Source organism: Massilia arenae (assembly GCF_008014745.1).
In the GTDB taxonomy this organism is placed as follows: domain Bacteria; phylum Pseudomonadota; class Gammaproteobacteria; order Burkholderiales; family Burkholderiaceae_D; genus Telluria; species Telluria arenae.
On the sequence record NZ_VPFD01000017.1, the window covers coordinates 83,104 to 109,454 of the forward strand.

At 66.0% G+C, this 26,351-nt stretch carries 25 protein-coding genes; 19 read left to right on the forward strand and 6 right to left on the reverse strand.

From position 1 onward, the window contains the following. Positions 1-22 precede the first annotated feature (22 nt). Genes galU through FVD38_RS16525 form a run of 3 tightly spaced genes read left to right on the forward strand, consistent with a single transcriptional unit; the run spans position 23 to position 1,943 of the window. Entirely contained in the window at positions 23-916 is an 894-nt protein-coding gene (galU, locus tag FVD38_RS16515) for a UTP--glucose-1-phosphate uridylyltransferase GalU (protein WP_123071167.1), read from the forward strand. Beyond that, on the forward strand, positions 913-1,449 hold the full coding sequence (gene def, locus FVD38_RS16520; RefSeq protein WP_147935824.1) for a peptide deformylase: 537 nt from the start codon (positions 913-915) through the stop codon (positions 1,447-1,449). The genes galU and def overlap by 4 nt, the downstream gene beginning before the upstream one ends. Further along, positions 1,446-1,943 (forward strand): hypothetical protein, encoded by a 498-nt coding sequence (locus FVD38_RS16525; RefSeq protein ID WP_147935825.1) that lies wholly within the window; start codon positions 1,446-1,448, stop codon positions 1,941-1,943. The genes def and FVD38_RS16525 overlap by 4 nt, the downstream gene beginning before the upstream one ends. A gap of 39 nt (positions 1,944-1,982) precedes the next feature. Here FVD38_RS16525 and FVD38_RS16530 read toward each other — a convergent pair whose 3' ends face one another. Then, positions 1,983-3,788 carry a DUF885 domain-containing protein gene (locus FVD38_RS16530; protein ID WP_147935826.1) on the reverse strand — a complete coding sequence of 602 codons (1,806 nt, stop codon included), beginning with the start codon at positions 3,786-3,788 and terminating at the stop codon, positions 1,983-1,985. A 270-nt stretch (positions 3,789-4,058) separates the two neighbouring features. Between FVD38_RS16530 and FVD38_RS16535 the strand changes: the two genes are divergently transcribed. From FVD38_RS16535 to FVD38_RS16550, 4 genes are all read left to right on the forward strand, one after another. Then, entirely contained in the window at positions 4,059-4,442 is a 384-nt protein-coding gene (locus FVD38_RS16535) for a hypothetical protein (RefSeq protein WP_147935827.1), read from the forward strand. Beyond that, positions 4,442-5,908, forward strand: coding sequence for an ATPase domain-containing protein (locus FVD38_RS16540; protein ID WP_147935828.1), 1,467 nt, complete (start codon positions 4,442-4,444; stop codon positions 5,906-5,908). Before FVD38_RS16535 ends, FVD38_RS16540 begins: the two co-directional genes overlap by 1 nt. Before the next feature lie 9 nt (positions 5,909-5,917). Further along, complete coding sequence (locus FVD38_RS16545; protein ID WP_229493727.1) at positions 5,918-7,222, forward strand: hybrid sensor histidine kinase/response regulator; 1,305 nt, start codon at positions 5,918-5,920, stop codon at positions 7,220-7,222. Between the two features lie 143 nt (positions 7,223-7,365). Further along, complete coding sequence (locus tag FVD38_RS16550) at positions 7,366-8,946, forward strand: integrase (RefSeq protein ID WP_229493729.1); 1,581 nt, start codon at positions 7,366-7,368, stop codon at positions 8,944-8,946. Between the two features lie 38 nt (positions 8,947-8,984). Here FVD38_RS16550 and FVD38_RS16555 read toward each other — a convergent pair whose 3' ends face one another. Beyond that, the gene (locus FVD38_RS16555; RefSeq protein WP_147935830.1) at positions 8,985-10,184 is read right to left on the reverse strand and encodes a pyridoxal phosphate-dependent aminotransferase; all 1,200 of its coding nucleotides are present in this window, start codon (positions 10,182-10,184) and stop codon (positions 8,985-8,987) included. 49 nt (positions 10,185-10,233) lie between these two features. Then, a complete protein-coding gene (locus FVD38_RS16560) occupies positions 10,234-11,769 on the reverse strand; it encodes a peptide MFS transporter (RefSeq protein ID WP_147935831.1) in 1,536 nt (511 codons plus the stop codon). A gap of 138 nt (positions 11,770-11,907) precedes the next feature. On the opposite strand from FVD38_RS16560, the gene FVD38_RS16565 reads away from it, so the two are divergent. The 5 genes from FVD38_RS16565 to FVD38_RS16585 all read left to right on the forward strand — a co-directional run bounded on the left by FVD38_RS16565 (position 11,908) and on the right by FVD38_RS16585 (position 19,349). Next, on the forward strand, positions 11,908-12,897 hold the full coding sequence (locus FVD38_RS16565) for an amidohydrolase family protein (protein ID WP_147935832.1): 990 nt from the start codon (positions 11,908-11,910) through the stop codon (positions 12,895-12,897). A 107-nt stretch (positions 12,898-13,004) separates the two neighbouring features. Continuing rightward, positions 13,005-14,222 carry a beta propeller repeat protein gene (locus tag FVD38_RS16570; protein WP_229493731.1) on the forward strand — a complete coding sequence of 406 codons (1,218 nt, stop codon included), beginning with the start codon at positions 13,005-13,007 and terminating at the stop codon, positions 14,220-14,222. A gap of 181 nt (positions 14,223-14,403) precedes the next feature. Then, complete coding sequence (locus FVD38_RS16575; RefSeq protein WP_229493733.1) at positions 14,404-15,642, forward strand: WD40/YVTN/BNR-like repeat-containing protein; 1,239 nt, start codon at positions 14,404-14,406, stop codon at positions 15,640-15,642. A 144-nt stretch (positions 15,643-15,786) separates the two neighbouring features. Beyond that, positions 15,787-18,198, forward strand: a complete 2,412-nt coding sequence (locus FVD38_RS16580; RefSeq protein ID WP_147935833.1) for a glycoside hydrolase family 31 protein — start codon at positions 15,787-15,789, stop codon at positions 18,196-18,198. A gap of 77 nt (positions 18,199-18,275) precedes the next feature. Continuing rightward, a complete protein-coding gene (locus FVD38_RS16585; RefSeq protein WP_147935834.1) occupies positions 18,276-19,349 on the forward strand; it encodes a catalase family protein in 1,074 nt (357 codons plus the stop codon). A 1-nt stretch (position 19,350) separates the two neighbouring features. Here FVD38_RS16585 and FVD38_RS16590 read toward each other — a convergent pair whose 3' ends face one another. From FVD38_RS16590 to xth, 3 genes are all read right to left on the reverse strand, one after another. Then, positions 19,351-19,977, reverse strand: a complete 627-nt coding sequence (locus FVD38_RS16590) for a LysE family translocator (RefSeq protein WP_147935835.1) — start codon at positions 19,975-19,977, stop codon at positions 19,351-19,353. 84 nt (positions 19,978-20,061) lie between these two features. Then, a complete protein-coding gene (locus FVD38_RS16595; RefSeq protein WP_147935836.1) occupies positions 20,062-20,637 on the reverse strand; it encodes an MliC family protein in 576 nt (191 codons plus the stop codon). 76 nt (positions 20,638-20,713) lie between these two features. Next, positions 20,714-21,499, reverse strand: coding sequence for an exodeoxyribonuclease III (gene xth / locus FVD38_RS16600; RefSeq protein ID WP_147935837.1), 786 nt, complete (start codon positions 21,497-21,499; stop codon positions 20,714-20,716). 185 nt (positions 21,500-21,684) lie between these two features. Between xth and FVD38_RS16605 the strand changes: the two genes are divergently transcribed. From FVD38_RS16605 to FVD38_RS16635, 7 genes are all read left to right on the forward strand, one after another. Further along, entirely contained in the window at positions 21,685-22,515 is an 831-nt protein-coding gene (locus FVD38_RS16605) for an ABC transporter substrate-binding protein (protein ID WP_147935838.1), read from the forward strand. An 8-nt stretch (positions 22,516-22,523) separates the two neighbouring features. Further along, on the forward strand, positions 22,524-23,216 hold the full coding sequence (locus FVD38_RS16610; RefSeq protein WP_147935839.1) for an amino acid ABC transporter permease: 693 nt from the start codon (positions 22,524-22,526) through the stop codon (positions 23,214-23,216). A gap of 10 nt (positions 23,217-23,226) precedes the next feature. Continuing rightward, positions 23,227-23,919 carry an amino acid ABC transporter permease gene (locus tag FVD38_RS16615; protein WP_147935840.1) on the forward strand — a complete coding sequence of 231 codons (693 nt, stop codon included), beginning with the start codon at positions 23,227-23,229 and terminating at the stop codon, positions 23,917-23,919. A gap of 13 nt (positions 23,920-23,932) precedes the next feature. Next, positions 23,933-24,661, forward strand: a complete 729-nt coding sequence (locus FVD38_RS16620; protein WP_147935841.1) for an amino acid ABC transporter ATP-binding protein — start codon at positions 23,933-23,935, stop codon at positions 24,659-24,661. A gap of 208 nt (positions 24,662-24,869) precedes the next feature. Further along, positions 24,870-25,286, forward strand: a complete 417-nt coding sequence (locus FVD38_RS16625; protein ID WP_147935842.1) for a secondary thiamine-phosphate synthase enzyme YjbQ — start codon at positions 24,870-24,872, stop codon at positions 25,284-25,286. Between the two features lie 113 nt (positions 25,287-25,399). Beyond that, the gene (locus FVD38_RS16630) at positions 25,400-25,939 is read left to right on the forward strand and encodes a hypothetical protein (protein WP_147935843.1); all 540 of its coding nucleotides are present in this window, start codon (positions 25,400-25,402) and stop codon (positions 25,937-25,939) included. 14 nt (positions 25,940-25,953) lie between these two features. Beyond that, the gene (locus FVD38_RS16635) at positions 25,954-26,253 is read left to right on the forward strand and encodes a hypothetical protein (protein ID WP_147935844.1); all 300 of its coding nucleotides are present in this window, start codon (positions 25,954-25,956) and stop codon (positions 26,251-26,253) included. Positions 26,254-26,351 lie beyond the last annotated feature (98 nt).

Genomic DNA, 26,351 nt, shown 5'->3' on the forward strand with positions numbered 1-26,351 from the left:
ACAACCATCCATACTGGACCGCATGAACCTGATTCGCAAAGCCGTATTCCCCGTCGCCGGCCTGGGCAGCCGCTTCCTGCCGGCGACCAAGGCGCAGCCGAAAGAGATGCTGCCGATCGTCGACAAGCCGCTGATCCAGTACGCGGTCGAAGAGGCGGTGGCCGCCGGCGTCACTGAACTGATCTTCATCACGGGCCGCAACAAGCGCGCCATCGAAGACCATTTCGACAAGGCCTACGAGCTCGAATCCGAGCTCGAGGCAGCCGGCAAGCAGGCCCTGCTCGAGACCGTGCGCGGCGTGATCCCGAAGAACGTCAACTGCATCTACATCCGCCAGTCCTCGCCGCTGGGCCTGGGCCATGCGGTGCTGTGCGCACGGCCGGTGGTGGGCAACGAGCCCTTCGCCGTGCTGTTGGCGGACGATTTCATGGACACCGCCGACGGCCAGAAGCCGGTGCTGGCCCAGATGGTCGACGTGTATGGCTATGAACGCAGCAGCATCCTGGCGGTGCAGGACGTGCCGCGCGAGCATACCCGCCAGTACGGCATCGTCAGCGCCTCGGCCTACCGCCAGGACCTGGAGCTGGTATCCGGCATCGTCGAAAAGCCCCAGCCGGCGGACGCCCCGTCGACCCTGGCCGTGGTCGGCCGCTACGTGCTGTCGCCGTCGATCTTCGGCTACCTGGAAAACATCGGCAAGGGCGCCGGCGGCGAGATCCAGCTCACCGACGGCATCGCGGCCCTGATGCGCGACGAGCGCGTGCTGGCCTACCGCTACGCCGGCCAGCGCTACGACTGCGGCTCCAAGCTGGGCTATCTGCAAGCCACCGCCGCCATCGGACTGAAGCACCCGGAAACGGCCGAGGGCTTCCGCGCGTCTCTGGCGGGCCTGCTCGAAGGACGGGGCCTGGCATGACGGTGCGCGAGATCCTGAAAATGGGCGATCCGCGCCTGCTGCGGGTCGCGCAACCGGTCACCGAATTCGATACGCCCGAGCTGCACGCCCTGATTGCCGACATGTTCGAGACGATGCATGCCGCCAACGGCGCCGGCCTGGCCGCGCCGCAGATCGGCGTCGACCTGCAGCTGGTGATCTTCGGCTTCGGCAGCAACCAGCGCTATCCCGACGCGCCGCCGGTGCCCGAGACGGTCTTGATCAACCCCGTGCTCACGCCGCTGTCCGACGAAATGGAAGAGGGCTTCGAAGGCTGCCTGTCGGTGCCGGGCTTGCGCGGCAGCGTGCCGCGGTACACGCGCCTGCATTACGAGGGTTTCGACCAGTTCGGCAAGCGCATCGTGGTTGATGCCGAAGGTTTCCACGCGCGCGTGGTGCAACACGAAGTGGACCACCTGCTGGGCATCCTGTACCCGATGCGGATCCGCGATTTTTCCCGCTTCGGCTTCACCGAAGTCATGTTCCCCCACCTTGATCCCGGAGCCGACGATTGAGCCGCGCTTTCTTCTCCCTGGCCGCTGTCTGCGCCTGCCTGGCCGCGCCGGCGGCATCCGCCGCTGACTTCTTCACCAAGATCGACCCTTCGCCGACGAGCGAGCTGTGGATCGACACCGGCTTCTACACCGCCCACTTCGACGGCGACAAGGACCTGAACGACAACAACAAGGGACTGGCCTTCGAATACCGCTTCAAGGGCACGATGACGGCCACCGCCGGCCGCTTCTACAACAGCGACCGCGCCTGGTCGAATTACGCGGGCGTGATCTGGCAGCCGTATGCGGTTGGCCCGGTGCGCGTGGGCCTGGCGATCGCCGCCTTCGACGGCTATCCGAAGACGCGCGACGGCGGCTGGTTCCCGGGCGCGATCCCGACCCTGACCTATGAATACAAGCGGGTCGGCGTGAACGTCGGGATCATCCCGAACTACAAGGACCGGCTGTATGGGGGCATTTCATTCCAGCTGAAGTTCAAGCTGTTCGACAAATAAAAAGGGGCCGCGCAATGCGGCCCCTTTGCCATCGAACGATCAGCCTTCTTTCGGATACGGACTCGGTCCGCCATCCGCGATGAACTGGTCGATCCGCTGCTGCAGCACCGGCAGCGGCACCGAACCCACGTGCAGCACGGTGTCGTGGAAGTGGCGGATGTCGAACTTCGACCCCAGCGCCTTCTCGGCGCGGGCGCGCGCTTCCTGGATCGCCATCTGGCCCAGGTAGTACGACAGCGCCTGGCCCGGCCACGAAATGTAGCGGTCGACTTCGGTCTCCACCTCGTGTTTCGACAGGGCGGTGTTCTGCAGCAGGTAGTTCTGGGCCTGCTCGCGGGTCCAGCCCTTGGCGTGCACGCCCGTGTCCACCACCAGGCGCGAGGCGCGCCAGGCCTGGTAGCTGAGCATGCCGAAGACCTCGTACGGGGTCTCGTAGATCTCCATCTCGGTGCCCAGGCGCTCGGTGTACAGCGCCCAGCCTTCGCCGTAGGCCGAGATATAGGCGCGGCGGAACGGCGGCACGCCTTTCTGTTCCTGCGCCAGCGGGATCTGGAAGGCGTGGCCCGGCGCCGACTCGTGCAGGGTCAGGGCCGGCAGGCTGTAGAGAGGCCGGGCCGGCAGGTTATACGTGTTCACCCAGTAGGTGCCCGGGCCGCCGCGGCCCGCCGTCCAGAACGGCGCCTGGTCGTCCGGCACCGGCACGATCGCAAAGCGCCGGCGCGGCAGGTGGCCGAAGAACTGGTCGGCCTTGGCGTCGAACTTCTTGGAGGTCCAGGCTGCGCTCTTGAGCAGCTCTTGCGGCGTCTTGGCATAGAACTGCGGATCGATGCGCAGGAAATGCAGGAAGGCCTGCAGGTCGCCCTTGAAGCCGACCTGCTTCATGACGTCGTGCATCTCGGCGCGGATCTTCGCCATCTCGGCCAGGCCGATCGCGTGGATCTGGTCGGCCGTCATGTCGGTCGTGGTGAATTCCACGATCTTCGACTGGTAGTACGCCTTCCCGCCCGGCATGTCCTGGGCCGCCAGCGTGGTGCGCGCCTTCGGCACGTATTCGTCGCGGAAATAGGCCAGCGCCTTGGCGTAGGCCGGCTGAATCTTGCCCTGGATGAGAGCCACCGCCTGCGCGCGCAGCGCTTCCTGTTCGGCGGCCGGCATCGAGGCGGGCATCTGCCTGAACGGGTTGTAGAACACGACGTCCTGCGGCGTCTTCGCCCCGGTCACCGAGGTCAGGGTGCCTTCGCGGCCGGCCAGCGTGACCTTCGGCGGGGTGAAGCCGCGCGCCAGGCCGGCGCGCATATTGTCCAGCTCCTGGTCGAAATAGCCGGGCAGGCCGTCGAGCATTGCCAGGTACCTGCGGTATTCGTCGGCGCTCTTGAGCGGACGGCGCGCGGCATAGGCAACGTCGGACCAGAACGCGGTGTCGGCGTTGACCGGCTGCTCGTATTCGCGGAAGCGCTGGGCGTCATGCAGGGAGGCGATCTGGGCGCGGTAGACGGCGAAGTTGATGCGCTCGGCGGGCGAGAGTGCGGCTGGCTGGATTGCATCGAGTTCCTTGAGGATGCCGGCCCAGTAGACGCGACGCGCTTCCTGGGCCGCGGCGTCGACCCGCGCATACCCCGGGTTCGCGTTGGGCGCGTCTTCGTCGCGCGCCAGGCGCTCGGCGATGCGCCACTTCCACTCCTTGGTGTAGATGTCCTTGAACCGCGCGTCGGCCGCGGCAGCGCTCGCGGTCGTATTCACCTCGGCCGCGGGTGCGCCCGCTGCGGCCATGGTCGGCGGCGCGAATGCCAGACCCATCACGACGGCGGCCGACGAAACGGCGGCGCCCAGCTTGCTTATTTTCATTGATCCCCTGCTTGATAAAGAGCATTATTGCTCGGCGATACACATCTTAGCGGGGAAACAGGCACATGCCTACCGCATGTTTTGTATCGTAAATACTTGCACTGGTACATGGTGCGCTGCAACTTTAATCGCGGTATGCCCGGGGAATGGCGTAAAGCCAAGATATAATGTTCGTCAACCTATCGTCGGGCGAGCGCACGACGATTCCGCGCGAGAGTGTGCATGGACCTTTCATGAAGACAACGGCAGCAATTGCTATTCAACCTAGACATGATGACGAGTAAGGGCGGCCCCGGACGTTCTGAAGAGCATACCCAGCTCATCCAATCCTGGCGCCACCTGGCGGACCAGTTGGGTCCGCTCATCGGCGACAGCGGCTTTTGCGCGCTGTACGGGCGGGCCTGCCGCCTGGTCGGGCCCGAATTCAAATGGCTGGCCGAGACGCCGCCATGCAAGACCCGCGACTCCCAAATCACCGCGCTGGACGAGCTGCTCGCCAGCGTGGCACCCGACCACGCACAAGCCGCGCACGCGGCACTGCTCAAGACGTTTACCGAGCTGCTGGCGTCGCTGATCGGCCAGGCGCTCGCGCGGCGCCTGCTCGATGCCGCGGCGCGTGACGGGGAAGAGAAGAATGCACAGGAGCACAAGTAATGAGCGATAAAGTATCCCTTGGAAAGCTGAGTACGGGCGTGCAAGGGCTCGATGTTCTCCTGGGGGGAGGGCTGAGCGAATTTTCCTTCAACCTGATCGCCGGGCCGCCGGGTTCGGGCAAGACCACGCTCGCCCACCAGATCATGTTTTCGCTGGCCAGCAACGAGCGCCGCGCCCTGTTCTTCACCGTGCTGGGCGAACCGCCCCTCAAGATGCTGCGCTACCAGCAGCAGTACAGCTTCTTCGACATGGACATGGTCGGCAACTGCGTCCGCTACGTCAACCTGGCCGAAGACCTGCGCACCGGCGACTTCAGCGGCGTGCTGGCGCGCCTGATGAAAGAGGTCGAGGATTTCTCGCCGAGCCTGGTGTTCGTCGATTCCTTCCGCTCGGTCGCGCAGACGGCGCGCGCCGGCAACGAAGGCGTGGCCGACCTGCAGCACTTCATCCAGGACCTCGGCACCCGCATGACGAGCTGGCAGGCCACCACCTTCCTGATCGGCGAATACCTGCATGGCGACGCCGAGGCCAGCCCGATCATGACGGTGGCCGACGGCATGATTTCGCTGACCCCGGTCCATGATGACAACTCGGTGGTGCGCAAGATGCGCGTCGTGAAGATGCGCGGCCAGGCCCACCTGGGCGGCTCGCACACCTTCCGCATCACCGACGACGGCATCCGTGTCTACCCGCGCATCCTGCCGCCGCTGGCGGCCGACCACCACCAGGGCGCGCCCGTCGACCGCGACACCGCGCGCATCCCCACCGGCACGCCTGACCTCGACGCGCTGCTGCATGGCGGCCTGCCGCAAGGCCACTCGATGCTGGTGTCCGGCCCCAGCGGCTGCGGCAAGACCATCCTCGGCACCCGCTTCCTGCAGCAGGGCGCGCGCCTGGGCGAGAAGGGCGTCGCGGTCTCGTTCGAGAAAGGCGCCTCGCGCCTGCGCAACGCCGAACTGGCGGCGCTGGTCGCCAACGGCGACGTGCAGATGGTCGAGAGCCGCAAGATCGACCTGACGGTCGACGAGCTGCTCGACGAGATGAACGAGGCGATCGACCGCACCGGCGCGCGCCGGGTGGTGGTCGATTCGCTGTCCGAGCTGGCGCTGTACCTGGCGCCGGAAGGCCGCAACCAGCTGCGCTCGACCGTGTTCCAGATGCTGTCCTCGCTGGCCAAGCGCGGCGTGAGCGTGCTGGTGACGATGGGGCTGGACGACGACTTCACCCAGCTCCGGTTCGGCCAGGCCGACGTCGCCTATCTCACCGATGCCATCGTGCTGATGCGTTTCGGCGAGAGCGGCGGCCAGCTGCGCCGCTTCATCTCGGTGGTCAAGGTGCGCGGCAGCGCCCACAGCACCGACCTGCGCGAATTCCGCATCGGCGACGACGGCATCCATATAGAGCCGATCGCCACCGAATACGAAGGCGTGCTGCACGGCCTGCCCATCTCGCGCGGGACACCCTGAATGAATCTCATGGCGGCGACACCAGGCATCGACGACGGCACCCTGGCGCTCCGCCTGGCGGCGCTGGAACTCGAGAACAGCCAGCTGCGCGGCGATCTCGCGGCAAGCCTCGCGTTGACGGCGAGCCTGCGCGAAGCCAACGAGCACCTGGTGCTGGCCGCGGTCGACGCCCAGACCTCGCGCGACGACGCCGAGGAGACCAATCGCCGCCAGAACGAATTCCTCGCCATGCTGGCGCATGAACTGCGCAACCCCCTGGTGCCGATCAATGTGTCGGCCAGCCTGCTCGAACGCTCGCCGGTGAACACGGCCACCCTGGAGCGCCTGACCGGCGTGATCCAGCGCCAGGTGGGCCATATGGCGCGCCTGCTGGACGACCTGCTCGATGCGGCGCGCCTGAGCAGTGGCAAGATCACGCTGGCGATCGAGCCGCTGCGGCTGGCCGAGCTCATCGAGCATGCAGCGGAAACCGTCATGCCGCGCGTGCGCGAGCGCGGCCAGGAGCTGACGATCGCTTCGGCATCCGATGCGCTGGTGGTCGAGGGCGACCGGGTGCGCCTGACCCAGGTGTTCACCAACCTGCTCAATAACGCCTCGAAATACACGCAGGACGGCGGCCGGATCGCGGTTGCGGCCCAGGTTCGGGCCGAGGGCGGTGTGACGATCACCATCGACGACAACGGTTCCGGCATGTCCATTGAGACCATCGAGCGCGCCTTCGACCTGTTCACCCAGGGGCCACGCACCCTGGCGCGCTCGGAAGGCGGGCTCGGGGTGGGATTGAACGTGGTGCGCAACCTGGTCACGATGCACGGCGGCAGCGTCGGCGCCGCCAGCCCGGGACTGGGACAGGGCAGCACCTTCACGGTGTCGCTGCCGCTGTCGAGCGCCGCGGCGCCCAGCGGCGTCGCCGGCAGCGCCGCGCCGGTTGCCGGCGTCACGCGCCGGATCCTGATCGTGGAAGACAATAACGACGCGTCCGACGTGCTGCGCATGCTGCTCGAAGTCGAAGGCCACCAGGTCGAGATCGCGGGCGACGGCAACACCGGGCTGGCGCTGGCGCTGGAAGGGCGCTTCGACGCGGTCGTGTGCGACATCGGCCTGCCGGGCCTGGACGGCCTGGAGTTGATGGCGCGCCTGCGCGCTGCCGGGGCGGACACGGGCGCGCGTCCGCTGACGATCGCCCTGTCGGGCTACGGCCAGCCGCAAGACCGCGAACGCGCGCTGGCGGCCGGCTTCGACCGTTACCTGGTCAAGCCGGTGGCGCCCGCCGTGCTGATCGAACTGCTGGCAGTGGCGGTGGTGGGGCGCTGAAAAGCCCAAGAAAAAGGCCCTGCCAATGCAGGGCCTTTGATAAATGGGGGCTTGAGCCGATTGGATTAAACAGTAAACTGTCGCTTCTTCCCGGGTCGCGCCCCGCCTAGACGGTTGGTCAACTTGCTGTCGACGAGTAATTCATGGTAGGTCATATGCTTGCTCATGTCAATCCACTCGAAAACGCCGCCGTCGTGCGGCTGCTGGAGTTTTTGTCCGATCAACGCCCCTGGTATCGATCGTTATGGGGAATCGGTGTCGTGCTCGCCATGGACGAGCTGTACGAGGGATGCGCGGCGATGCGACAAGGCCACCTGAGTGAGGCCTCGGTAAAACGGGTTGCGGTTTCACTGCAAAAGCGCGTCGGTGCTCATCCTGCCTTCAACGAGGCGGAGAAGGCATTGCTGCGGCAGCAAGTGCAGCAAATTCCCCGCGCGGAAGGCGCGTCGCATTTCGGGATACGGGAGTTGTCCGCCCAGGTCTCCAGCGATTACTTGTCAAGATGGGGGCGAGCTGTTGCGTCAGGTAAATTTACGGTTGAACATTTCGCGCGAAATGTCGCTGCGCATCTGCTCGATGCGGGTTTCGCTGCCAGATATCTCCACGATTTCGTCAAAGCCCGGCTCGATTCGCCGGCCCGAATATCGCTGCCAGAACTTTGCGAGGCGTTACAAGCAGAGATGCGGGCGAGTCCGCGACGGGAATTCAATGTTCTTCTCGCCTATACAACGAAACCGGATCTATTGAACGGAATTCCAGCGTCCTGGCTGCGAGGCGCGGCTGTCGTCGATTGGCTGCGCGCACGCGGTTTCGATACAGCAGGAGTGCGCTCTCCAGCGGCGTTGGTACTCAGGGTGCTTGCCCGGGATCCGATCGGCGCGGCCCAGGCTGCGCGTAGCGAATCTGATCGATACACGGCGCGAGCCCTGATCGCCACAGGCGAACGGCTCAATCCGGTCCCTTGGCTATGGGTCGAGGGCAGTCAGTCTCCAGCAGCCATGAAGGAAGACTCGCGTGGCGTTTCGGTCAGGGAACTCTATCGCGAGGATCGCGTTTTTTCAGCTAGCGCCAACCAGAGCGTGGACGCAGCACTTGAGTTGTTGGCGCATCTGGAAGCGAGCTCGCCGCCTGCAGCGGTGGCGGGAGGCTGGGGAGCCATCGAAGGATTGCTCGCCGATCCTAGTGATCGCGCGAGTGCTGCAGACAACTTGGCTACCTTGGTAACTTGTTCCTTTCCACGCGCCGAACTCACGCGCTTATCCTATCGACTCGCAAGCACCCATCCTGAGCAACGTACAGAACTCGAACGTGCTCCTACCAACCGCGAACGTTGCAGGATCCTGGCGCAGATGATTGTGGATCGTCGAATGCCCGAAATGCGGAGCGTGTCGGACCAGGCAGCGGTGGCGCGTATCAAGAAGTTGCTGTCGAATCCGGGCCCCGAGTTACAAACGATACGAGACGCCATAGGCGAGTCGTTCCATCGACTGTATCGCCAGCGCAATCTGATCCTGCACGGTGGGCGACTCGACAGCGTGGCGCTGACCGCAAATTTGCGGACAGTCGCAAAACTTGCGGGCGCAGGAATGGATCGGATCACCCACGGCCATTATGTCCAGAACCTCAAACCGCTGGAACTCGTCGCGAAGGCCAATCTTGCGCTGGCCATGGTCAGCCGCGAATTTCCGCTGGGGTGTGTGGATCTGCTCGAAGCTGCTGACTAGCAGTTTGACGCCATACAGGCCTGTTCGCTGTCGAAGCCCTAACCGATTTCGAACAAACGCCGCAGCCGAGCCACCGCTTCCTCGATCCGCTCGTACTTCGTCGCATACGAAAACCGCACATGGCGCTGCGGCGCCGCTACCCCGAAATCGTCGCCCGGCACGATCGCCACGTGGGCGTCGTGCAGCACCGCCATGCTGAACGCCGCGCTGTCGCCATGCAGCGGATGCGCCACGCGGTCGAGGTCGGCGTATACATAGAAGGCGCCGTCCGGCATCACCGGCACCCCGAAACCGAGTTCGCGCAGTGCCGGCACCAGGTAGTCGCGGCGGCGCTGGAATTCGCGCCGGCGCTCGTCGAAGATCGCCAGCGCCTCGGGCTCGAAGCAGGCCAGGGCCGCATGCTGGGCCACGGTCGGCGCGCAGATGAACAGGTTCTGGGCCAGCTTCTCGAAGGTCGGCACCAGGCTGTCGGGCACCACCAGCCAGCCCAGGCGCCAGCCGGTCATATTGAAATACTTGGAGAAGCTGTTCACCGTGATCGCGTCGGGGTCGAGCGCGAGCGCGCTCGCCAAGCGGTGGTCGTAGGACAGGCCCTGGTAGATCTCGTCGACGATGGCGAAGCCGCCGCGCTCCCGCACCGCCGCCAGCATCTCGCGCAGCTGGTCGGGTGTCATCGAGGTGCCGGTCGGATTCGACGGCGAGGCCACCAGCACGCCGCGTGTGCGTTCGCTCCAGCGTTCGGCCACGTGGTGGGCGCCGAGCTGGTAACGGTCTTCGTGCGAGGAAGGCACCAGCACGGGCCGGCCGCCGAAGCTGGCCACGAAATGGCGGTTGCATGGATAGGACGGGTCGGGCATCAGCACTTCATCGCCCTCGGACACCAGCGCGGCGCAGGCCAGCAGCAGGCCGGCCGAGGCGCCGGCGGTGATCACGATGCGGCGCGGATCGATGTCCAGGCCCTGGGTTGCGGCGTAGTGGCCGGAAATCGCCTGGCGCAGCTCGAGCAGGCCGAGCGACTCGGTGTACTGGGTGACGCCGCCGCGGATCGCTTCCATCGCGGCGCTGGCCACGATGTCGGGCGCGGTGAAATCGGGCTCGCCGACGCTCATGCTGATGACGTCGTGGCCGGCGCGTTTCAGTTCGCCGGCGGCCTTGACCATCTCCATGACGCGGAACGGTTCGATCGCGTGCACGCGCTGGGCGAGCTGGAGCTGGCGATTGGGGAGGATGAGAGACATGCTGGATGGCGGGGAGTCGGAATCCCCGCCATCTTACCGGAAGCTGCGCTTATGCGTGGGCGTGGTGCGCGGCGGTCAGGCGCCGCATCAAGGGCAGGGCGGCCAGCGCGATCAAGGTGCAGGCGATGGCCGCGAGCCCCAGCTTGTTGAACAGGCTCGTATAGATCGGCAGCGTCTGCAGCGGATCCGTCATCCCTTCAGGCACGCTGGCCATGGTGGCCACCAGGCCGCCCAGGTATTGCGAGATGCCGACCGCGACGAAATAGGCGCCCATCATGAAGCCGCCCATGCGCGCTGGAACGTAGCGCGCGATCATCGCCAGCCCCAGGCCGCTCACCAGCAGCTCGCCCAGCGAATACAGGCCGTAGCCGGCGATCATGATCCACGACGAGGTCAGGCCATTCACGGCGAAGGCGCCGGCGAAGCCGTAGGTGAAGAAGCCGGCGGCCACCACCGCGAAGCCGAGCGCGAACTTGGCGGCGATCGACAGGTCCAGGCGGCTGCCGCTGGAGCGCGTGTAGATCCAGGCCAGCACCGGGGACAGGAGCATGATCCAGATCGCGTTGAGCGCCTGGAACTGGGCCGGCGACCAGGTGAACAGGTGGTTGCCGAACAGGCTGAAGTCAAGATTGACGTTACGCAGGGCGAACAGCGACAGCGAGGTCGACATCTGCTGGTAGAAGATGAAGAAGAATACCGTCTGCAGGGTCAGCACCAGCGCCGCCACCAGGCCGGCGCGCTCGCTGGCCTGGCTGGTGCGGATCAGGTGGATGAAGATGCCCAGCACCACCAGGCCGGCGACGTAGACGAACAGGCGCGCCAGCCACTGGTATTCGAGGATGAAGGTCGAGGCGATCACGGTGAGCACGCCGCCGGCCAGCACCAGCGCCAGCTTGCCCCAGTCCAGCGGCAGCTCGTCCGGCGGCGAGCCGATATGGTTCACGGTGCGGCGCAGCACGCCAACCGTGAGCAGGCCCACCCACAGGCCGACGCTGCAGAAGGCGAACGCCATATGCCAGCCCAGGTCACCGCCGGAAGTGGCATTGAAATGGTCCTTGATCGCCGGCGTGGCCAGCATCGAGACGGTCGAACCGACGTTGACCGCCATGTAGTAGATCGTGAAGGCGCTGTCGATCTTAGCGTCGTCGCCCTCGTAGATCTTGCGCACCAGGTTGGCGGTGTTCGGCTTGAACAGGCCGTTGCCGACCACGATCACGCCCAGCGCCACGAAGGTCAGCCAGGTGCCGCTGACCGGGATGCCCATCAGGGCGTAGCCCAGCGACAGGATGATGGCGCCGATGATCATGCAGCGGCGGGTGCCGAGCACCTTGTCGCCGATCCAGCCGCCGATGGCGGGGGCGACGTAGATCAGGGCTGCCGCGGCGCCCCACACGAGGGTGGCGCGGGTATCGTCGAAGCCCAGGCGCTGCACCATGAAGTAGACGATCAGCGCCTGCATGCCGTAGTAGCCGAAGCGCTCCCACAACTCGATCAGAGCCACGGTGAGGAAGGAGCGGGTCTGGGTGACAGGTGGGCTGACTGCAAGCCTGAACCCGAGGTCCGGCTGGTGCTGCGGCTGCTGCATATGAATCCTTTGACAACGCGCCGGGCGGGGCCGGCGCAAAAGCGATGATTCTATGCCATTCGAATGGAATCCGCAGCCTTGACAACAGGTGGTGACATTGCGTTAACATGGTCCGGGTTACCAGAGACCGAGGTTCGCATGAGGCGATTCTGCATCACCACCGGCACCATCTTCTGCGCCGCCATGGCCTTGGCGGGGTCCGGCGCGGTGTGCGCCGCCGAAGCCCCGGCGCCTCTCAGGCCTGCCGCCGATCATCACCAGCACCTGTTCAGCCCCGCCGCGGCAGCCTGGATGTCGTCCTCGATCGTGCTGGCGCCGGTCGACGCAGACGAGCTGGTGGCGCAGCTGGACGCGGCCGGCGTCGGGCGCGCGGCGGTGCTGTCGGCGGCCTACGCCTATGGCCTGCCGGCGCGCGCTCTCGACCATGAATACGCCCGCGTGCGCGCCGAGAACGACTGGGTCGCGGCCCAGGCCGCGCGGCATCCCGAACGCCTGGTGGCCTTGTGCAGCTTCAATCCGCTCAAGGACTATGCGCTGCTCGAACTGGGACGCTGCGCCACCACCGCAGGCTTCGGGCGCGGCATCAAGCTCGATTTCGCCGCCTCCGACGTCCAGCTCGACCAGCCCGGCCACGTCGAGCGCCTGCGCCAGGTCTTCCGCGCCGCCAATGCGCGCGGGATGGCGATCGTGATGGACATGCGCGCCTCGCGTGCGCTCGGGCGACCGTATGGCGCCGCGCAGGCGCGCGTGCTGCTGGAGCAGGTGCTGCCGTATGCGCCCGACGTGCCGGTGCAGGTGTCGCACCTGGCCGGCAACGGCCCCGGTTTCGGCGATACGCCGGCGCGCGAGGCGCTGGCCGTGCTGGCCGAGGCGGCCGCGCGCCAGGATCCGCGCATGCGCCAGGTCTGGTTCGACGTGGCGGCGGTGGTGCAGGCCGACCTGCCGGCCGACGAAGCGCGGCGCCTGGTGCGGCGCTTGCGCCAGCTCGGCCTGGACCGGGTGCTGTACGGCTCGGACCCGCGCGGCGCCAGCGAGGCGCCGGATGCCTGGGAGGCGTTCCTGCGCCTGCCGCTGGAAAAAGCCGAGACGGCGCGCGTGGCGCGCAATGTGGTGCCGTATCTGCGTTGAGCCTTACAGTTTCGCGACATTCCACCGACAATAATCCGGAACATGACGTAGCCCGCTTGCCTAGAATTCCCTGTTAGTCAATACATCTTCCAGAACAGGGGACACGCATGCATCACCACATCAAATTCACCGCCATGGCCATGAGCTGCGCGCTGCTGCTGGCAGGCTGCGGCGGTTCGGACGACGACGACGACGCCAAGCCGCCGGTCGTGGTCCAGCCGCCGCCGGCGGCCACCACCGTGACGCTGCTGACCAGCACCGCGCGCGGCATGGAGAGCGTTGCCTACCATGGCGGCAGCGCCTATCTGTCGCTCTCGAACAGCAAGACCGAAGGCTCGGCCGTGCTCAAGGCGACGCTGCCGGTCACCAGCACGTCGAGCTGGACCCCGGTCAGCCAGGGCGCCTGCGCCATGGGCAAGCAGGGCGACTTCATCGTGCGCGCGCCGAAGCTCAAGATGGTCGGTGGCGATATGTGGCTGATGCAGCCGTGGGCCGACCTGCCGGAATCGAAGAACGAGAGTTCGACCTGCACCCTGATGGCGAGCAGTAACAGCTTCGTGCCGCGCGACCAGGACCTGCGTGTCTGCACCGGGGGCTTCTGCGAGACCCTGTCGATGCAGGACGTCAAGCTGCACGGCAATCGCCTGTACAGCAATCCGGGCGCCGGCGTGAACCTGTTCACCTCGAATAACGGCGGCAATACCTGGACCGTGATGCGCGGCCAGAAGGCCTCGATGGTGTGCACCCCGACCAAGTTCCACGTGATCGGCGACCAGGTGCTGGTCGGCGGCGAGTGCCCGCTCGACATGGCCTTCATCGAGGCCTACCAGCTCAACGCCGACGGCAGCGCCCTGGCCAGCGAAGCCAAGCTGGCGCTGAACCTGCCGGCGCTCGAGAACCGCAACGTCCAGTTCATCGAATCGGTCGCGGACACCAAGCGCGTGTTCATCGGCGTCGAGGGCGGCCTGCTGCGCAGCGAAGACAATGGCGTCAGCTTCAAGTTCGTGATCCAGCAGCCGCTCTCGGGCAGCAAGAACTACCCTTACATCACCTCCTTCCTGCCGCTCAAGGGCAAACCCGACACGATGATCATCGGCGGCTTCGACAAGGCCACCCAGATGGCTTACCTGGCCTGGTCGAAGGATGGCGGCGCGACCTGGACCGACATCTCGAACCTGACGCCGAACCACGGCAAGACACCGCCCGCCGGCGCCACTGTCATGATCAAGTCCATCACCGAAGATCCGCAGGGGCGCATCCTGGTGACGATGAACGAGCTCGGAGAAGGCCAGGGCAAGCTGCTGCTCCTGAACCTGGGCGGTTGAGCGGCCGGCCGCATCGTTCAATGCGCAATGCAGCCGCCCCGTGCGGATGCAGTACGCTTACACATTCACGACATTCTGTCGACAATAATCCCCCAAACCGGGCAGGTGCCTTCCCTAGAATTCTCCCATTCGGGCGGGAGCCATGCGGGCCCCCGTCGTCATGACAGATTTGGGGATCCGGATGCAACGACACACTTCACTCGCCGCCATCGGCGCGGCCTGCGCGCTGATGCTGGCCGCCTGCGGCGGCTCGAGCAACGACCGCCAGGCGCCGCCGCCGCCACCGCCGCCACCCGTGGCGGTGGAGCCGGCACCGGTGACCACCAAACTCGAGGCGCTGTCGAGCACGACGCGCGCGATGGACAGCGTGGCGTTCTTCGGCGGCAGCGCCTACCTGTCGCTGGCCAATAGCGCGACCGAGGGCTCGGCGGTGCTGAGCGCGAAGCTGCCGCTGACGGCCAGTTCCACCTGGAGCCCGGTGGGCCTGGGCGCCTGCGCCATGGGCCCGGTCGGCGACTTCATCATGCGCTCACCGAAGCTCAAGATGGTGGGCGGCGACATGTGGCTGATGCAGCCGTGGGCCGACACCCCCGAAGCCAGCAACGGCCATTCGACCTGCACCCTGGTGGCCAACACCGCCAGCTTCGTGCCGCGCGACGGCGACCTGCGCGCCTGCAATCCCTACTTCTGCGAGACCCTGTCGATGCAGGACCTCAAGCAGGCGGGCGATCGCCTGTACAGCAACGCCGGCGCAGGCAACAATCTCCTGACCTCGAAGGACAAGGGCAACACCTGGCAGGTGATCCGCGGCTCGAAGGATTCGCAGATGTGCTATCCGTCCAAGTTCCACGTGCTGGGCGACCGGGTGCTGGTGGGCGGCGAATGCCCGCTCGACTTCGCCTTCGTCGAGGCCTATCGCCTGACGGGCGACGGCGGCGCGCTGGCCAGCGAGGACAAGCTGCCGGTCACCCTGCCCGAGATGGAAAACCGCAACGTCCAGTTCATCGAATCGGTGCCGGATACGCAAACGGTGTTCGTCGGCGTCGAGGGCGGCCTGCTGCGCAGCGTCGATAACGGCAACAGCTTCAAGTTCGTGATCCACGAGCCGCTCTCGGACGGCAAGGGCTATCCCTACATCGGCGCCTTCCTGCCGCTCAAGGGCAAGCCGGATACCCTGGTCGTCGGGGGCTTCGACAAGATGCACGGCCGCCCCTACCTGGCCTGGTCGAAGGACGGCGGCACTACCTGGACCGACATCTCGACGCTGGTGCCGGGCTACGAACGCAAGACCGACGACGAGTACAGCACGCCCTCGGTCTCGGCGCTCATGCAGGATCCGGACGGCCGCATCATCGTGGTGACCAACGAGCGCGCCGACGGCCAGGGCCGCCTGATGCAGCTGACGCTGGGTACAAAGTAAGAGTCAGAAGCAAGCTTCAGATTGTCTTCAGCGCCCCACGCCTGCCCAGTGCAGCGTGGGGCGTTTCGTTTGCGTCAAGACTGTCTGTGCGGGCCGAATTCTGTCATGCTCTCGCCTGCACCTCACCACAACGAGAATGAAGACATGACCAAAGCCCCGATTGCCCGCCTGGCGCTCAGCCTTGCCGCCATCCCGCTCGCGGCCAGCCCGCTCGCCTACGCCCAGAACGCCGAGCGCCAGCTGGCCGGCGTGACGCGCAACCAGAATACCCTCGAGATCGCGACCAACGACGGCCGCTACCTGATCAAGCCATATTCGAGCACGATCGTCGAAACCACCTTCATCCCCAAGGGCGAGCGCTTCGATCCCGCCTCGCACGCGGTAATCCTGGCGCCGGTGCAGGTGCAGGCCACGCTCAAGGACGCAGATGGCCGCATCACCTACGCCGTCGATGGCGGCATCAGCGTGACGGTTGATAAGCAGCCGTTCCGCATCAGCTATGCGTATAAAGGCAAGCCGCTGGTGGCCGAGAAGCGCGGCTTCGGGCGCGCCGAAGGCCATGACACGATCGAGTTCGCGCTGGAAGACGGCGAGGCCCTGTACGGCGCCGGCGCGCGCGCGGTGGGCATGAACCGCCGCGGCCACCGCTTCCAGCTCTACAACAAGGCGAATTACGGCTATGCCGAGCGCTCCGAGCTGCTCAACTACACGATCCCGGTCGCGCTGTCGTCGAAAAAATACGCGATCCACTTCGACAACCCGCAGATCGGCTGGCTCGATTTCGACAGCCGCAAGGACGGCACCCTGCGCTACGAGGTGATCGGCGGGCGCAAGACTTACCAGGTCGTGGCTGGCGACAGCTGGGACCAGCTGATGGCCGGCTACACCGGCCTGACCGGCCGCCAGCCGCTGCCGCCGCGCTGGGCCTTCGGCAACTTCGCCAGCCGCTTCGGCTACAAGACCGAGGCCGAGACGCGCGCCGTGGTCGACCGGTTCGCGCAAGAGAAGATCCCGCTCGACGCCGTCATCCTCGACCTCTACTGGTTCGGAAAGACCGTGCAGGGCACCATGGGCAACCTGGCCTGGGACCGCGACACCTTCCCCAACGCCGAGAAAATGATGGCCGACTTCAAGGAGAAGGGCGTCAAGACGGTGGTGGTCACCGAACCGTTCGTGTTGACCACGTCGAACCGCTGGAATGAAGCGGTGGACAAGAAGGTGCTGGCCACCGACAAGGCGGGCAAGCCCTACACCTACGATTTCTATTTCGGGAACACCGGCCTGATCGACCTTTACAAGAAGGAAGGCCGCGACTGGTGGTGGAGCATCTACCGCGACCTCAAGAAGGGCGGCGTCACCGGCTGGTGGGGCGACCTGGGCGAGCCCGAGGTGCATCCATCCGATCTGCAGCACGCCACCGGCTCGGCCGACCAGGTGCACAATGTGTATGGCCACGACTGGGCGCGCCTGATCGCCGAGGGCTACAAGCAGGAGTTCCCGGCCGAGCGTCCGTTCATCCTGATGCGCGCAGGTTACTCCGGTTCGCAGCGCTTCGGCATGATCCCGTGGTCGGGCGACGTCGCCCGCAGCTGGGGCGGCCTGCAGTCGCAGATGGAGATCTCGCTGCAGATGGGCATGCAGGGCCTGGCCTATATGCACTCCGACCTGGGCGGTTTCGCCGGCGCGGTGCTGGACGACGAGCTGTACGTGCGCTGGCTGCAATATGGCGTGTTCCAGCCGATCTTCCGACCGCATGCGCAAGAGGCGGTGGCGTCCGAGCCGGTGTTCCGTTCCGAACGCACCAAGGTGCTGGCGCGCGAAGCCGTATGGCTGCGCTATGCGATGCTGCCGTATAACTACACGATCGCCTTCGACAACGAGCAGACCGGCATGCCGCTGATGCGTCCCCTGATGTTCGTCGAAACCGATCCTGCCCAGCCGGCCGAGCGTTCGACCACCTATCTGTGGGGCCCGGACTTCCTGGTCACGCCGATCGTGCAGCCGGGCGCCACCCGGGCCGAGGTCTACTTCCCGAACAGCGGCAGCGTATGGTTCGACTTCCATACCGGCCAGGCGCACAAGGGCGGCATCCTCGAGACCGTGAAGCCGGTCGAGGCCAATATCCCGGTCTACGTGCGCGCCGGCGCCTTCGTGCCGATGGCGAAGGTGGTGCAGACCACGCGCGACTACACCGGCCGCGAGATCGACCTGCACTACTATCACGATGCGTCGGTGAGTGCCTCGAACGGCAAGCTGTATGACGACGACGGCGAGACCGCGGGCGCCTATGAACAGGGCAAGTACGAGATCGTGCGCTTCGACAGCAAGTTCGGTGACAAGCGCCTCGAGATCGGCTTCAAAACCGAGACCGGCAAGACGATGCATGCGAAGGAACGGGCCTTCGCGCTCAAGGTCCACAATGTGCAGGCGAAGCCGCGCGGCGTGACGGTCGACGGACGCAAGGCCAGCTTCATCTTCAACGCCCAGCAGCACCTGCTCGAAGTGCAGGTCCCGGCGCGCAAGGGCCAGGCGGCGCAGGTGGCAATCTCGCTGTAAGCCGCGGGGGTGCAATGGCGAACATCGCATTGCCGTGAAGCCCGCTACATTGGATGCTCCACTCCAAGGAGCATCCAATGGCTTTCCCCAGCAACCCGATTCCCTACCGTCCCGACCTCGAGCACGCCGCGCTCGACGAGGAAGAAACCATCCACGCCCTGCAGGTCGTGTTCGCGAACATGGCGAAGAAGGTGGCCGACGCCGAGGGCCACGCGCATCGCGCCGTGCACGCCAAGGGCCATGCCCTGGTGCGCGGCAAGCTGACCATCCTCGACCGCCTGCCGCCGCAGCTGGCCCAAGGGCTGTTCGCGCAGGCCGGCACCCATGACGTGCTGCTGCGCTGGTCGTCGCCGCCGGCCGAGCAGCTTCCGGACGGCGTCTCGACCCCGCGCGCGGTCGCCATGAAGGTGCTGGACGTGCAGGGCGAACGCCTGGATGCCGCAAAGCAGGGCAACTCGCAGGACTTCCTGATGGTGAACGGTCCGGCCTTCAACGCGCCCGATCCGCAGGCCTTCCTCAAGAACGTCAAGCTGCTGGCCGCCACCACCAACCGCACCGAGACCGGCAAGAAGGTCATCTCGGCCGTGCTGCGCGGCGCCGAGGCGGCGCTGGAGGCGGTGGGGGGCGAGAGCGGTTCGCTCAAGGCCATGGGCGGCGAGCCGCAGAATCATCCGCTGGGCGAGACTTATTTCAGCCAGACGCCTTATCTGTACGGCCAGCACATGGCCAAGTTCTCGCTGGCGCCGGTGGCGCCGGCCCTGCAGGCGCTGGATGGTTCAGCGATCGAGGGCGGGGACGACGCCCAGCGCGAAGCGATCCGTGCGCACTTCGCGGCCGGGGGCGGGGAGTGGGAACTGCGGGTCCAGCTGAACGTCGACACCGACAAGATGCCGATCGAGGATGCCTCGGTCGCCTGGCCGCAGGACCTGAGCCCCTATGTGGCGGTGGCGCGCGTGACGCTCGCACCGCAAACCAGCTGGGACGCCGGCTCGCTGCGCCTGGAAGACGAAACCGCCTTCGACCAGTGGAACTGCCTGGCCGCGCACCGGCCCCTCGGCGCCGTCAACCGCGCGCGGCGCCAGGTGATGGCCGTCTCGCGCGACTTCCGTTCGGAGTTCAACCGCTGCCCGATCCACGAACCGGCGGCCTGAATCAGCGCGCCACGATCAGGCGCAGCCCCAGTCCGATGAACACCGCGCCCGCGATCCGGTCCAGCCACATGGCGGCCGTGGGCGTGCGGTTGAGCCACTGGCCGATCGTGCCCGAAAAATAGCCGAGCGCGCCGAAGATGACGGCCGCCTGCAGGGTGAACACGAGGCCCAGCAGGCCGATCTGCAAGTTGGCGTCGCCGCGCGCGGCCACCACGAACTGCGGCAGGAAAGACAGGAAGAACAGCACGACCTTGGGATTGATGGCCGCGGCCACCAGTCCTTTCACGAACAGCCGTCCGGCCGGTTCGTCGGATGCGCCGACCGTCGTCACGCGCGCGCCGCCGCGGCTCCTGATCGCGCCCCATCCCATCCAGATCAGGTACAGGCCGCCCACCACCTTGAGCGCGGTGAAGGCCGCCGGCGAGGCCGCGATCAGCGCGCTGACCCCGATCACGGCCAACACGGTATGGCTGATGCAGCCGAAAGCGCAGCCGAGCCCGAAGGCGATGCCGCGCACGCGGCCCTTGGCGATGCCAGTGCTGAGCACCATCAGGTTGTCGGGACCGGGGGAGAGGGTGATCAGGATGGCGGCGGCGAGAAAGCCGAAGAGCTGTTCGGGCGAGAGCATGGAAGTGTAGAAAATTGAAACGGGCGAACAGCTTAACGCATGTTCGCCCGCAGATGTCAGCTCGGCAGAGCCGGCCTCAGAGCCTTACGACTTCTTGCAGCTCAGTTCCTTGGCCTTGGCGCCCCACTTGATGGTGACCTTGCCCTGATGTTCCTTGAATTCTTCGCTGCGGTTGCCGTAGGCGATGCCGCTGGCGGTTCGTTCGCCGCGCAGCAGCACGTTTTCCTTATTGCGCGCCGCGACCATCGAGGCCGGCGTGGTATCGAGGAAGGTGGCGCTGATCTTGCTGCCGTCGCTGCAGGTGAAGGCGACCGGGCCGGTGGTCTTGACCAGCTTGTAGCTCGACTGCAGCTGCAGCATGCGGGTGCCGTAGGCGTTGTTGATGCAGCCGTTCATGTCCTTGGACTCGGCGCACGCCTTGACGCTGTCCCACCACTTGGTGTGCTGTTCCTGCAGTTCCTTGCTGGGGCCCGCGTCGAGTTTTTCGAGTGCGGCGCGGTACAGCGCAAAGACCAGGCCTTCGGATTCGGCCGAGCCGGGATGCTGGCAGACCTTGGCTTCGGCGCTGCCGATCCCCTTGGCGCAAAAGCCCGGCATCGAGACTGCCTGGGCGCCCAGCGGCAGGGCCAGGACGGCGGCGGCGATGAGTAGTCGTTTCATGGTGTGCTCCTTGTTATGCAATGGTGGTGGGGCGATGCGGCGTCATGCGCAAGCGCCGGCTTATAGATTCAAATTTTTATGGTGTGAGCTTCGCCAGGTCCAGTTCGATCCAGGTCGGCGCATGGTCGCTCGGCTTTTCGCGGCCGCGCACGAACTTGTCGACCCCGGCGTCCTTCAGCGCCGGCTGCAGCCTGGGGCTGAGCAGCAGGTGGTCGATGCGGATGCCGGCGTCGCGCCCGAAGGCGTTGCGGAAGTAATCCCAGAAGGTGTAGATGGTCTCGTCAGGGTGGATGGCGCGCAGCGAATCGAGCCAGCCCTGTTCGATCAGGCGCTCGAAGGCGGCGCGGGTCTCGGGACGGAACAGGGCGTCGTCGACCCAGCGCTCCGGCTTGTAGACGTCGCGCTCGGTGGGGATGACGTTGAAGTCGCCCGCCAGCACGGCCGGTATGCCCTGCGCCAGCAGCTCCTGGCCGCGCAGGCGCAGGCGTTCCATCCAGGCCAGCTTGTAGTCGAACTTGGGGCCGGGGGCCGGATTCCCGTTCGGCAGGTAGAGGCCCGCGATGAGGATGCCTTTATAGACGGCCTCGATGTAGCGGCTTTGTTCGTCGGTGTCGTCGCCCGGCAGGCCGCGCTGGACCTCTTGCGCCGGCTCGCGCGTGAGGATCGCCACGCCGTTCCAGCTTTTCTGGCCGTGCCAGAGCGCGTGGTAGCCGGCGTCCTCGATCGCCTGCAGCGGGAATTTGTCTTGCGGGGCCTTGAGCTCCTGCAGGCAGACGACGTCGGGCGCTCGCTCGCCGAGATACTGGACGAGGGCGTCCAGCCGGCTGTTGATGCTGTTGACATTGTAGGTTACGACGAGCATGGCTTCTCCGATCGGGTTGAGGTAATTATGACAACAATTTGCGGCGCGAGGCGCACGGGTCGCCTGCCTCGAGCGCTGCTATATGAGTTTTTCGACATTTTCTTATGGCAAATGAGTCGTTTTTCGATATAAGCGTTTGTTCTATACTCGAAGGAATCGCAATCGACATCGTAGCCGGAGCATCAATGATCACTCGCCGTCACCTCATCCTGAGCACCTTCGCCCTGGGCACCTCCTTGTCCGCCGGCCTCGCGCAAGCCGACCAGCTGGCCGACATCAAGCAGAAGGGCCAGATCGTGTTCGGCGTGCTCGGCACCGATGAACCGAACAGCTTCATCGACCCGAAATCGCGCCAGCTGGTGGGCTACGAGATCGACATCGCCAATGCGGTGGCCAAGAAGCTGGGCGTCAAGCCGGTGTTCAAGCAGATCTCCGTCGCCGCCCGCATTCCCGAGCTGCAGCAGGGCCACGTCGACATCCTGGCCGCTTCGCTCACCCACAACAAGGAGCGCGAATCGCAGGTGGACTTCGCGCTGACCCACTTCGTGACCGGTTCCAAGGTCATGGTGCGCGCCACCAGCGGCATCACCGGCTTGCCCCAGCTGGCCGGCAAGAAGGTGCTGACCGTGCGCGGCGGCACCCAGGAAACGAATATCCGCAAGGCGGTGCCGAACGTCGAGGTGGTGACCTTCGAGAATACCCAGCAAGCCTTCCAGGCGCTGCGCCAGGGCAAAGGCGTCGCCTACGTCAACGACGAATCGTCGCTGCTGTCCGATTACGGCAAGCTGGGCCCGGCCGCCAAGGGCTTCACGATCCTGGCGCCGTCGATCGGCAACGAGCCGCTCGCCCTCGGCCTGCGCAAGGGCGAGAAGGGCCTGAAGACGGTGGTCGACCAGACCCTGCGCGAGCTGGAAAGCAGCGGCGCCGCCGAGCAGCTGTTCAATAAATGGTACGGCCCCGGCACCCGCACCAACCTGGCCAAGCGCAGCTTCAAGATTCATACCGACCAGATCTGAGTCTGGTCTTGTTCTTCGATCCGACCATCCTGCAGACAGGCGAGTACCACGACTGGCTGGTGCAGGGATTCTTCCTGTCGATCCAGCTGACCGTCATCAGCTTCGCCTTCGCGCTGCCTTTCGGCGCGCTGGTGGCGGTGATGCGCACGTCGACCTTCGCGCCCATGCGCGCGGCCGGGGCGACGGTCGTCGAGGCGATCCGCAACGTGCCGCTGCTGGCGCACCTGCTGTTCTGGTACTTCGCCTTTCCCGAACTGCTGCCGGAAAGCGCGCGCGAAATCCTGTACGCGAACAACCCCGAAGTGATCTGCGCCGTCATCGCCCTGAGCCTGTACGCCGGCGTGCACATGGCCGAGGACATCCGCAGCGGCATCCGCGCCATCCCGGCGACCCAGCTCGAGGCAGCGCGTTCGCTGGGCCTGGGCCGGGTGGCCGCGGTGCGCCTGGTGTTGCTGCCGCAGGCGCTGCGCGCCTCGGTGCCGCCGCTGCTGTCGCAGACCGTCAACCTGTGGAAGGACACCAGCGTGGCCACCGTGATCGGCGCGGCCGAACTGATGTACCAGGCCGCGCGCGTGGAGACGGCCAGCTTTCGCAGCCTGGAGGCGTTCACTTTCGCCACGCTGGCCTACCTGACGGTCTCGCTCGTGATCTCGCTGCTGGCCCACCTGTTCCAGCGCCGTTTTCCGGTGCGGACGACTTGAGAGGCGGCGCATGCTCGAACTGATCGATACCTACTGGCTGTACTTCCTGGTCGGCCAATATCCCGAAGGACCGCTGGGCGGCCTGGTGCTGACCATCCTGCTGTCGGGCGCGGCGCTGGTGCTGGCAATGCCGCTCGGCCTGCTGCTGGGCATCGCCCGCGTCAGCCCGTATCGCGCCATCAGCCTGCCGGTGGCCGGCCTGGTGCAGGTGGTGCGCGCCGTGCCGCTGCTGCTGGTGCTGTTCTGGGTGTACTTCTTCCTGCCCGCCGTCACCGGCGTCAAGACCTCGCAGGCGACCACGATGCTGATCGTGCTGGTGGTGTTCGACAGCGTCTACCTGGCCGAGATCGTGGCCGCCGGCATGCGCGCACTGCCCAAGGGGCAGCTGGAAAGCGCCCGTTCGCTGGGCCTGGGCTATGGGGCCGCGTTGCGCCACGTGGTGCTGCCGCAGACGCTGCGCCATGGCCTGCCGTCGATCGTCAACCAGCTGGTCTCGACCATCAAGGCGACCTCGCTCGGCTACATCATCGGCCTGTCCGAAGTCTCGTTCATCGCCACCCAGATCAATACCCTGGTGTTCACCCAGGCGGTGGAGGTCTACCTGATCCTGGCGCTGACCTATTTCATCCTGTGTTTCGGCCTGTCCCGCCTGGCCTTCCTGCTCGAGCGGCGCCTGCAACGGCGCGCTGTGCAAGCGTCATGAAAGTGCATCAACGATGATCGTTCTCGATAAAGTCAATAAATTCTACGGCGAGTACCACGCGCTGGTGGACATCACCGAGCGCGTCGACAACAACGAGGTGCTGGTGGTGTGCGGGCCTTCCGGTTCCGGCAAGTCGACCCTGATCCGCACCCTCAACCGGCTCGAGGAAATCGACGCCGGCCGCATCGAGATCGACGGCCGTGACATTCACGCCAAAGGCTTCGATGTCAACGCGCTGCGCGCCGGCATCGGTTTCGTGTTCCAGAGTTTTAACCTGTTTCCGCACCTGACGGTGCTGGAAAATTGTGTGCTGGCGCCGGTCAAGCTGGGGCGGGCAAGCAAGGCCGAAGCGCGCGACTACGCCATGCAGCTGCTCGAGCGGGTCGGCCTGGCGCACAAGGCCGACGCCTATCCCAGCGCGCTGTCGGGCGGCCAGCAGCAGCGGGTGGCGATCGCGCGTGCGCTGGCCATGCGGCCGCCGATCATGCTGTTCGACGAGCCGACCAGCGCGCTCGATCCCGAGATGGTGGGCGAGGTGCTGCAAGTGATGCGTTCGCTGGCGGGCGAGGGCATGACCATGGTCTGCGTGACCCACGAGATGGGCTTTGCGCGCGACGTGGCCGACCGGATCTGGTTCATGGCGGAGGGGAAGATCCTGGAAAAGGCCACGCCGCAGGAGTTCTTCGCCCATCCGCAACACCCGCGCGCGCAGCAGTTCCTGGCGGACCGCCGGCGCGACTAGCTGTCGCTGCTAAGAGCCTATCCCAGTAGGTGGGAGTCGCTCCTGGCGCGCCTGGTGGGCGTGAGCTGCGTTGCTCGTCGTTGCATGGCTAGCCATGCGGCCTCCTCGCGCCTTGCTCACGCCCGCCATGCATCACCATGAGCTTCCCCCCACCTACTGGGATAGGCTCTAAGATGAAGGCCCTCGGCTTTCATCACAGGACGACAGCATGGCGCACCAGACCATCCTCGAATTTTCAACCAGCGGGCGCGGCACCCGCGACATCACGCGCGACGTCGCCGCCGTCGTCGCGGCATCAAGGCTGCAATGCGGCCTGGTCCAGGTCTTCGTGCAGCACACCAGCTGCTCGCTGCTGCTCACCGAGAATGCCGATGGCGACGTACGGCGCGACCTGGAAACCATCGTTTCCCGCCTGGCGCCGGACGGCGACCCGGCCTACCGCCACGACGCCGAAGGGCCGGACGATATGTCGGCCCACGGCCGCACCATGCTGACCGACACCGCGCTGACGATTCCGGTCGGGGCAGGGCGCATGCTGCTGGGCACCTGGCAGGGCATCTACCTGTGGGAACACCGCACCGCGCCACACCGGCGGCGGGTGGTTGTCACGGTGCTGGGCGGCTGAAGGCATATGCATATTATGAGGGTGGCATGGATTTCGTTCCCGGCGTAGATCGGGGCCGTGACTTCTGGTACTGTGAGGCGCTAGCGCTCATCCACCTCCAGCCCGGGAATCCCATGCACGTCGCCTCCAACAGCCGTCGCCGCACCCTCTTGACTCTGCTGGCGCTGTGCGCCGAACTGGCCATGCTCGCGCGCGAGCACCTGCATGGTGGCGTGCTGTCGCATCACCTGCTGGCCAATCCCGACCTGCCCGCGGTGTCGAACTGGTGGGGCCTGCTGCTGGTGCCGTTGCTGACCTGGTGGACCGTCGGCAGGGTCGAGCGCCGCGCCCAGCATGCCGCCAGCGGCGGACGCTCGCTCAAGCCGGCGCCCCTCATCGCTTTCGTGTGCGCGCTGGCTTACGGCGCCACGCTGGCGGCGCTGTTCGCGGCCGGTAGCCCCCTGGTCGACTACGTCTTCTTTGGCCTGCTGGCGCTGGCCCTCGTGGTGCGCCTGTGGCATGCCGAGTATCTGCTGGGCTTCGTGCTTGCCATGAGCTGGGTAGCCGGCCCGGTTCTGCCGGCCATGTTCGGGGCGGTCATCGCAGTGTTGTCCTGGCTGGTGCACACGGCGGGGCGGGCCTTGTGGCGCCGGCTGCGTCCGGGCATGGCCTGAGCGGACCGCCTGTCATGGGCCATCCTTTCCTGCTGTTCGCCACGATCTTCCTCATCCTCGCCATCGTGCTGTACGCAGCGCCCGGGCGCAAGCTGCTCAACTTCGTGCACTACCCGGCGGCGCAGGACCAGGTTGCGCGCCTGAACCGCTACGCGGCGCTGCGCCTGTTGCTGCCGGCCCTGGTCAACCTGGGCTGCGCCTGGGCAGTGGCCGGGCGACCGGGCCTGATGGTGCCGATGATCTTCCTGACGCCGTTGTCGGTGCTGGGCGTGGTGGTCTGGATCGCGGCCGGGGCCAGGCGCTTCGGCGCCTGAACGCCGTCCAGGCGCGATTGCAAGACCCAGGGCAAACTTTCCAGGACGTTCCGTGTGGCCGGGTGCGCCGCTTTGTTCCTATAATTGGCGGCCAGCCG